This is a genomic window from Streptomyces sp. NPDC002467 (assembly GCF_042889825.1).
GTDB lineage: Bacteria > Actinomycetota > Actinomycetes > Streptomycetales > Streptomycetaceae > Streptomyces.
The window spans coordinates 6,740-15,404 of the sequence record NZ_JBIARJ010000025.1 but is presented as its reverse complement, the minus strand read 5'-3'; the positions used below and the strand labels follow the sequence as shown (position 1 = coordinate 15,404).

Here is an 8,665-nt window from a genome sequence, read left to right as displayed (position 1 = left end):
CGCCCCCCCCGGCCCCCCCCGCGGCCCCCCCCCGGGCCGGGCCCCCCCCCCCCCGCCCCCGCCCCCCCCCCCCCCCGCGGGGGGGGGGGGGGCGCCCCCCCGGGAAACCCGGCTCCGCCGGGCACCGGGCTCCGCCCGGACCCGCTCCTCAAGCGCCGGAGGGGCTGAGTTTGCCCGGCGGAGCCGGACAGGGACGGGGCAGAGCCCGGGGAAGGTCGGGGGCAGAGCCCAGGGAAGGTCGGGGGCAGAGCCCAGGGAAGGCCGGAAGGCCCGGCCCCCTGTCGAGGGGGCCGGGCCTTCCGGGTTCAAGCTCGCGCAGCGGCTAGGCCTCGAAGACCTCGTTCAGCAGGAGCTGCTGCTCCGCCTGGTGGCGCTTCGCCGAGCCCACCGCAGGGGAAGAGCCGTGCGGCCGCGAGATGCGGCGCAGGCGCTCGCCCGCCGGGACGTCCGCGCCGACCGCCAGGTCGAGGTGGTCGATCAGGTTCAGCGCGATGAACGGCCACGCACCCTGGTTCGCCGGCTCCTCCTGCGCCCAGATGTACTTCGCCGCGTTCGGGAACTTGGCGATCTCCGCCTGGAGCTCCGCACCCGGCAGCGGGTACAGGCGCTCGATGCGGATGATGGCGGTGTCGGTGATGCCGCGCTTCTCCCGCTCGGCCTCCAGGTCGTAGTAGACCTTGCCCGCGCAGAAGACGACCTTGCGGACCGCGTTCGCGTCCACCGTCGAGTCGCCGATGACCGGACGGAACGAACCGGTCGTGAACTCCTCCGCCTTCGACGCCGCCGCCTTCAGACGCAGCATCGACTTCGGGGTGAAGACGATGAGCGGCTTGTGGTGCGGGTTGTGGACCTGCCAGCGCAGCAGGTGGAAGTAGTTCGACGGCAGGGTGGGCATGGCCACCGTCATGTTGTCCTGCGCGCACATCTGGAGGAAGCGCTCCGGGCGGGCGGACGAGTGGTCCGGGCCCTGGCCCTCGTAGCCGTGCGGGAGGAGCAGGGTGACGCCGGAGGTCTGGCCCCACTTCTGCTCGGCCGAGGAGATGAACTCGTCGACGACGGTCTGCGCGCCGTTGACGAAGTCACCGAACTGGGCCTCCCAGAGGACCAGCGCGTCGGGACGGGCCAGCGAGTAGCCGTACTCGAAGCCCATGGCCGCGTACTCGGAGAGCAGCGAGTCGTAGACGTTGTAGCGGGCCTGGTCGTCCGACAGGTAGAGCAGCGGGGTGTAGTCCTCGCCCGTCTCCCGGTCGATGAGGACCGCGTGACGCTGGCCGAAGGTGCCGCGGCGGGAGTCCTGGCCGGACAGCCGGACCGGGGTGCCCTCCATCAGCAGCGAACCGAAGGCCAGGGTCTCGCCGAAGCCCCAGTCGATGGTGCCGTCGTCGATCATCGCCGCGCGGCGCTGCAGCTGCGGCAGCAGACGCGGGTGGACGGTGACGCCCTCGGGGATGTTGACCTGGGACTCGGCGATGCGCTTGACGACGTCCTGCGAGATCGCGGTGTTCACCGCGACCGGGAACTCCTGCGCGGTCTGCGCCGGCGCGACGGGGGCGACCGCGGGCTGCGTGGCGGCCTCGCGGACCTCCGCGAAGACCTTCTCCAGCTGGCCCTGGAAGTCCTGCAGCGCCTGCTCGGCCTCTTCCAGCGTGATGTCGCCGCGACCGATGAGGGACTCGGTGTACAGCTTGCGCACCGAGCGCTTCTTGTCGATCAGGTCGTACATCAGCGGCTGCGTGAACGCCGGGTTGTCCGACTCGTTGTGACCGCGGCGGCGGTAGCAGATGAGGTCGATGACCACGTCCTTGTTGAACGCCTGGCGGAACTCGAAGGCCAGACGGGCAACGCGCACGACCGCTTCCGGGTCGTCGCCGTTCACGTGGAAGATCGGCGCCTCGATCATGCGGGCCACGTCGGTCGCGTACATCGACGAACGCGAGGACTCCGGGGCGGCGGTGAAGCCGACCTGGTTGTTGATGACCACGTGCACGGTGCCACCGGTGCGGTAGCCGCGCAGCTGCGACATGTTCAGCGTCTCGGCGACCACGCCCTGGCCGGCGAAGGCCGCGTCACCGTGCAGGGCCAGCGGGAGGACCGTGAAGTCCGTGCCGCCCTTGTTGATGACGTCCTGCTTGGCGCGGGCGACACCCTCCAGGACCGGGTCGACGGCCTCCAGGTGCGAGGGGTTCGCGACGAGCGAGACCTTGATCTGCTCGCCGTCCAGGCCCGTGAAGGTGCCCTCGGCGCCCAGGTGGTACTTCACGTCGCCGGAGCCGTGCATCGACTTCGGGTCGAGGTTGCCCTCGAACTCGCGGAAGATCTGCGCGTACGACTTGCCGACGATGTTCGCCAGCACGTTCAGGCGGCCGCGGTGGGCCATGCCGATGACGACCTCTTCGAGGCGGGCCTCGGCGGCCGAGTCGATGACGGCGTCGAGCAGCGGGATGACGGACTCGCCGCCCTCCAGGGAGAAGCGCTTCTGGCCGACGTACTTCGTCTGCAGGAAGGTCTCGAAGGCCTCGGCGGCGTTCAGCCGGCGCAGGATGCGCAGCTGCTCCTCGCGCTCGGGCTTGGTGTGCGGGCGCTCGATGCGGTCCTGGATCCAGCGGCGCTGCTTCGGGTCCTGGATGTGCATGAACTCGACGCCGGTGGTGCGGCAGTACGAGTCGCGCAGCACGCCGAGGATGTCGCGGAGCTTCATCATCGACTTGCCCGAGAAGCCGCCGACCGCGAACTCGCGCTCCAGGTCCCACAGGGTGAGGCCGTGCTCGGTGATGTCGAGGTCGGGGTGCTTGCGCTGCTTGTACTCCAGCGGGTCGGTGTCGGCCATGACGTGGCCGCGGACCCGGTAGGAGTGGATCAGCTCGAAGACGCGGGCGGCCTTCGTGACGTCGTCGTCGTGCGAGGCGTCGATGTCCCGGAGCCAGCGGACCGGCTCGTACGGGATGCGCAGCGCCTCGAAGACGTCGTCGTAGAAGCCGTTCTCGCCGAGCAGCAGGTTCGCGACGATGCGCAGGAACTCGCCGGAGGCCGCGCCCTGGATGACCCGGTGGTCGTAGGTCGAGGTCAGGGTCATGACCTTGGAGATGCCCAGCTTGTTCAGGGTGTCCTGCGAGGTGCCCTGGAACTCGGCGGGGTAGTCCATGGAGCCGACGCCCATGATGACCGACTGTCCGGGCATCAGGCGGGGCACGGAGTGCACGGTGCCCAGGCCGCCGGGGTTGGTGAGGGAGACCGTCACGCCGGTGAAGTCGTCCATCGTCAGCTTGCCGACGCGGGCGCGGCGGACGATGTCCTCGTAGGCCTGCCAGAACTCGAAGAAGTTGAGGGTCTCGGCCTTCTTGATGCCGGCGACGACGAGCTGACGGTCGCCGTTGGCCTTCACCAGGTCGATGGCGAGGCCGAAGTTCACGTGGTCGGGCTTGACCAGGGTCGGCTTGCCGTCCTTCTCCGCGAAGGAGTGGTTCATCGACGGCATGGCCTTGATCGCCTGCACCATCGCGTAGCCGATCAGGTGCGTGAAGGAGATCTTCCCGCCCCGGGCGCGCTTGAGGTGGTTGTTGATGACGATGCGGTTGTCGAACAGCAGCTTCACCGGGACGGCGCGGACGGACGTGGCCGTCGGGACGTCGAGGGAGGCGTTCATGTTCTTGGCTACGGCAGCCGCCGGGCCGCGGAGCGTCACCAGCTCGGGGCCCGCGGGGGCCTCGGTGGCGGGCGCGGCCTTCTGCGGGGCTACGGAGGGGGTGGCGGGCGCGGCCGGTGCGGCGGCCGGGGCCTGGGAGGTGACAGTCACAGCAGGGGCACCAGAGGGGGTGGCAGGAGCAGGGGCAGGAGCTGACACAGGCGTAGAGAGCAGCGCGGCGGCAGCCGCTCCAGTGGAGCCGGTGCTTGCACCGGGGGGTGCGGCGGTGGCGCCCGCCGCCCCCGTGGCGGCGGCGTCGACGACCTGAGGAGTTCCGGCGACGGTGGTGGCGGCCTGTGCGGAGGCGCCGTCCGTCGTCGGGGTCTTCACGGGCTCTTCGGCCTTGACCGGAGCGGCAGCGCCCCCCGGCTTGTAGTCGGCGAAGAAGTCCCACCAGGCCCGGTCGACCGAGTTCGGGTCCTGGAGGTACTGCTGATAGATCTCGTCGACGAGCCACTCATTCGCGCCGAAGCCCGAGGCGGGGTTCTTCCCGCCTGCTGCTGCTTCGGTCGTGGTGCTCGGGTTACTGGGGGACTGTGGCGACACGGCGGCAACCGCCCTCTTCCGCTTCACAAGGTATGGACAGCGGGAATAAAGGCTACGCCTCCTGAACCGTGTGATGCAGACCGGACGGGAGATCCGTCGCGTAGGTCACATCGAACGGCGGGTTTCACCGTCTGGAATGGCGGGAAACAAGCGTGGTTCGGGTAGGGGGCACCGAGGTTGCGACCCCCACGGCTTCGCACCCCTGACGGACCCCGGGCACGTGTGGCCGAGATCATTTCCTTCCCACTCGAACCCTACGTCAACACGACGCTCATGAGCTGCCCGGAAGCGTGACGAGGATGCGGCAGCCGCGTGACGATTCGGCCACTCCGATCCGGCCCCCGTGCAGCTCCACGGCCCAACGGGCGATCGCCAGGCCCAGCCCGGTGCCCCCGTCGCCGCCCCGCGCACTGCCCCGGTTGAACCGCTCGAACACCCGGGCGCGCTCCGCCTCCGGAATGCCGGGGCCCTCGTCCCGTACCTCCAGCGCCAGACTCCCGGGCGCGTCGCCTGCCCGCGCCCGGACCGTGACCCGGCCGTGCGGGGGGCTGTGCTTGACCGCGTTGTCGATCAGGTTCGCCACCACCTGGTGCAGCCGCTCGGCGTCCGCGTACGCCGTCAGCTCGGGCGGGAACACGTCCAGGTGCAGGTGTACGTCGTTGCGCGTGTGCCCGCCCGAACCGGAGAGCAGCCCCGGCCGTCCCGCGGCCGCCAGCCCCGACTCCTTCAGCACGCCCGACAGGTACGGCCACACCTCGAAACGCCGCGCCTTCAGCGGGACCACCCCGTTGTCCACCCTGGACAGGTCCAACAGGGTCTCCACGAGCCGACCCAGGCGCTCGGTCTGCTTCAGCATCGTGCGCATGGTCTCCGGATCGGCGGCCGAAACCCCGTCCACCACGTTCTCCAGCACCGCGCGCAGCGCGGCGATGGGCGTGCGCAGCTCGTGCGAGACGTTGGCGACGAGCTCCTTGCGGTGCCGGTCCACCGCCTCCAGGTCGTCCGCCATCAGGTTGATCGTCGCGGCCAGGTCGCCCAGCTCGTCACGGCGCCCCGCCCCGCGCACCCGCCGGGTGTAGTCGCCGTGCGAGATCGCCCGCGCCACCGTCGTCATGTCGTCCAGCGGCGCCGTCAGGCTGTGCGCCACGAACTGGGTGATCAGCATCGAGGCGATCACCGAGAAGACCGTGATGAAGCGCAGCTCGGTGGCCGTGCGCAGGGCCACCAGGAGCAGCCCCGTCGTGATGAAGACCGAGACCACGACGAGCGTGCCAAGCTTGGTCTTGATCGAGAAGGGCGAGAAGGGCCGCAGCCCTTCCCCCGGCGGCCGCCGGCCGCTCACGCCTGCGCCGGGGTCTCCAGGGCGTACCCGACGCCGTGGACCGTACGGATCCGCTCCGCGCCGATCTTCCGCCGCAGCGCCTTGATGTGGCTGTCGACCGTACGGGTCCCGGACGCGTCGGCCCAGTCCCAGACCTCGGCCAGCAGCTGCTCCCGCGACAGCACCGCCCGCGGGGTCCCCGCCAGGCACACCAGCAGGTCGAACTCGGTCGGCGTCAGGTGCACGTCCTCGGCCTGCACCCGGACCCGGCGCTGCGCGTGGTCGATCTCCAGGTCGCCCAGCCGCAGGGTGGCCCCGCGCGGGGTGTGCGCCGCGAGGGTGGCCCGCTCCACGCGCCGCAGCAGGACGTGGACCCGGGCGGCGAGCTCGCGCATCGAGAACGGCTTCGTCATGTAGTCGTCCGCGCCGACCCCGAGCCCGACCAGCAGGTCCGTCTCGTCGTCCCGCGCGGTGAGCATCAGCACGGGGACCGGGCGCTGCGCCTGGACCCGGCGGCAGACCTCCAGCCCGTCGAAGCCGGGCAGCATGACGTCCAGGACGAGCAGCTCCGGCAGCCAGCTCTCGGCCGCGGCGACGGCCGCCGGGCCGTCCGCGGCCGTCTGCACCTGGAAGCCCTCGGCGCGCAGCCGGGCCGCGATGGCCTCGGCGATGGTGTGGTCGTCCTCGACGACGAGTACGCGCCGCTGGGCGCCCGGTGTCGCCGAGGCGCCGTTGTGGCTGGTGTGCGTGTGTTCCATGTCCCGTCCCGGTGCCGACCCGTGCCGGTCAGTGTGAGCCGATCCGTCCGACCAGATCCGTGTGATCCGTGTGATCCGTCTGGTCCGTCTGATCCGCTGATCTCGTGTGTCAGGGGTGCAGCGTAGAGGAGGCTCCGGCCTGCGGCTATGCAGGGTTCCGATAGGCCGTTTTGGATCGAAAGTCCTGATGGGGGCCGGTATGGGAGGGGTGTGGGAGGGCGGTGGCGGGGCCCGTGACAGGGGCTGGGGCCTACCCGGTGAACGGTGGGAGGGCGTCCAGTACGGCGGTCAGCGCGGGCGGCATCGACCCCTGGTCGGAGGCCACCTCGAAGCCGCCGTGGACGAAGGTGTACGCGTACCCGTCGTAGATCACCGGACCGCCCGTGGAGACCTTCGGAAGGTGCGCGAAGTCCGCCTTCGCGAGGGCCGCGCGCAGGGTGTCGAGCTCCTGCGGCGACAGCTTGCCGGTGCCCGTGGGCCGCGCCTTGACGTCGAGGCGGGTCCAGGAGCCGTCGCCCTTGACGACCAGGGTGTGGGTCTGGCCGGCGAAGCCGCCGGTACGGGTGACGCGGACCAGGGTCTCGGCGGGCATGCCCTCCCGACTCGGGCTCGGGCTCGGGGTCCGGCCCGGGCCGTGACTCGGGCCGTGACTCGGGCTCTGGCTCGCGGAAGGCGGCGCGGGGGTGTCCGCGGTGGCGGACCGGGACCGGGACATCGAGGCGTCCGGCGAACCGGCCGGCCCGCAGCCCACCAGGACCGCCGCGCCCAGCAACACCGCCGCACCCAGCCGTACCACCGCAACCGTTCGGGACGTGCGCACACCCACCTCCGCGGGTACTCGGACCGAACCACGAGTATGGAGGCCCCACACCCGCTGCGACAGCACCCCGGAGGCCGACATGCCCCGCATCGCCCCGTGGCGCGCGCTGCCCCCGTTGCTCGCCGTCCTCCTCGGCCTGTGGGGCCTGGAGCGGGGCGGCAGCATGTGGCGCGACGAGTCCGTCACCTGGCAGGTCGCGCACCGACCGCTCGGCGGGATCTGGCGGCTGCTCGGCGAGGTCGACGCCGTCCACGGTCTGTACTACCTGTTGATGCACGGGGTGTTCGCCGCCTGGGACGGCGGCCTGTGGGCGCTGCGGCTGCCCTCCGTCGCCGCCACCGCGCTGGCCGCCGCCGGGGTCGCCGCCGTCGCCCACCGGCTCGCGGGGGAGCGGGCCGCACTGTTCGCCGGTCTCGGGTACGCGGTCCTCCCGCCCGTGCAGATGTACGCCCAGGAGGGGCGCTCGTACGCGCTCGTCGCGGCGGCGGTGGTGTGGGCGACGTACCTGTTGCTGCGCGAGCGCTGGACCTCGTACGCGGTGGTGCTGCTGCTCGGCTGCTGGCTGCACGAGTTCGCGGCGTTGGCTCTGGCGGCCCACGCGTTCTCCGCGTGGCGCTCGCGGGGGTGGCGGGTGGCGGCGGGGGCGGTCCTGGCGCTGCTCGTTCCGCTGGCGGTGGTGAGCGCGCGGCAGGCGCAGCAGCAGCTGGGCTGGCTCGGGCGGCCGAGCTGGCAGGACTGGACGGCGTACGGGGTGCTCGCGGTCTGCTGTCTGCTGCTCGCGCGGGGCGCGGAACGGGGGCTGGTGCGGGTCGCGCTCCCGCTCGCGCTGCTGCCGCCTGGGCTGCTGATGGTGGTCTCGCTGGTGCACCCCTGGTACGTCGACCGGTACGTCCTGTACGCGCTGGCCGGGTTCGCGCTGCTGGCGGGGGTGCGGCTCGCGGGGGTGCGGGGGTGGTGGCCGTGGCTGCTCGTGGGGGCGCTGCTGGTGCCGTTCGGGTGGTGGTCGGTGTGGCTGCGTACGCCTGACAGCCGCAAGGACGACGCGCTCGCGGTGGCGGCGGTGGTCCGGGAGCGGGATCGGCCGGGGGACGCGGTGGTGTTCATGCCCTCGCGGCGGCGCGAGTGGTTGTTGTCCTCGCCGGGTGTGTACGGGGGGCTGCGGGACGTGGCCCTGGACCGCTCCCCGGCGGCCTCGCACACGCTCCAGGGCACGGAGCTGCCGGCGGCCGCCGTGCGCGCGGCGCTGCTCGCCTCTCCGCGAGTGATCGCCCTCCTGGATCCGGAGGGGCAGCCGCTGGATACGTACCCGGGGGAGGTCGCCAAGCGGGAAGTCCTGGAGGGCGCGTTCGAGCGGTGCTCGGTGACGTCGGTGCGGGGCGCGAGGGTCGCGGTCTACGCCCGGCCGGGCGGGTGTGGTTGAGGGGCCTCCGGGGCTGCGGGGGCCTGTGGCGCTGCGGAGTGGGGGGCTTCGGCGGGCGGGGGTGCCGGGGGTGGGGCCGGGGTGGGGTGTCGTCCGGGACCAAAACGAGATGTCCGAG

At 71.9% G+C, this 8,665-nt stretch carries 5 protein-coding genes; 1 reads left to right on the top strand and 4 read right to left on the bottom strand.

Annotated elements, in window-relative coordinates:
• Nucleotides 1–322: 322 nt before the first annotated feature.
• The 4 genes from ACFYYJ_RS36050 to ACFYYJ_RS36035 all read right to left on the bottom strand — a co-directional run bounded on the left by ACFYYJ_RS36050 (nt 323) and on the right by ACFYYJ_RS36035 (nt 6,899).
• Complete coding sequence (locus ACFYYJ_RS36050) at nt 323–4,228, bottom strand: multifunctional oxoglutarate decarboxylase/oxoglutarate dehydrogenase thiamine pyrophosphate-binding subunit/dihydrolipoyllysine-residue succinyltransferase subunit (RefSeq protein ID WP_389138527.1); 3,906 nt, start codon at nt 4,226–4,228, stop codon at nt 323–325.
• 271 nt (nt 4,229–4,499) lie between these two features.
• Nucleotides 4,500–5,570 carry an ATP-binding protein gene (locus ACFYYJ_RS36045; RefSeq protein ID WP_385133967.1) on the bottom strand — a complete coding sequence of 357 codons (1,071 nt, stop codon included), beginning with the start codon at nt 5,568–5,570 and terminating at the stop codon, nt 4,500–4,502.
• Nucleotides 5,567–6,307 carry a response regulator transcription factor gene (locus ACFYYJ_RS36040; RefSeq protein WP_384594148.1) on the bottom strand — a complete coding sequence of 247 codons (741 nt, stop codon included), beginning with the start codon at nt 6,305–6,307 and terminating at the stop codon, nt 5,567–5,569. Before ACFYYJ_RS36040 ends, ACFYYJ_RS36045 begins: the two co-directional genes overlap by 4 nt.
• A 250-nt stretch (nt 6,308–6,557) precedes the next feature.
• A complete protein-coding gene (locus ACFYYJ_RS36035) occupies nt 6,558–6,899 on the bottom strand; it encodes a hypothetical protein (RefSeq protein ID WP_389138522.1) in 342 nt (113 codons plus the stop codon).
• A gap of 307 nt (nt 6,900–7,206) precedes the next feature.
• Here ACFYYJ_RS36035 and ACFYYJ_RS36030 point away from each other — a divergent pair, with 307 nt between their 5' ends.
• The gene (locus ACFYYJ_RS36030) at nt 7,207–8,547 is read left to right on the top strand and encodes a hypothetical protein (RefSeq protein WP_389138519.1); all 1,341 of its coding nucleotides are present in this window, start codon (nt 7,207–7,209) and stop codon (nt 8,545–8,547) included.
• Nucleotides 8,548–8,665: the final 118 nt, after the last annotated feature.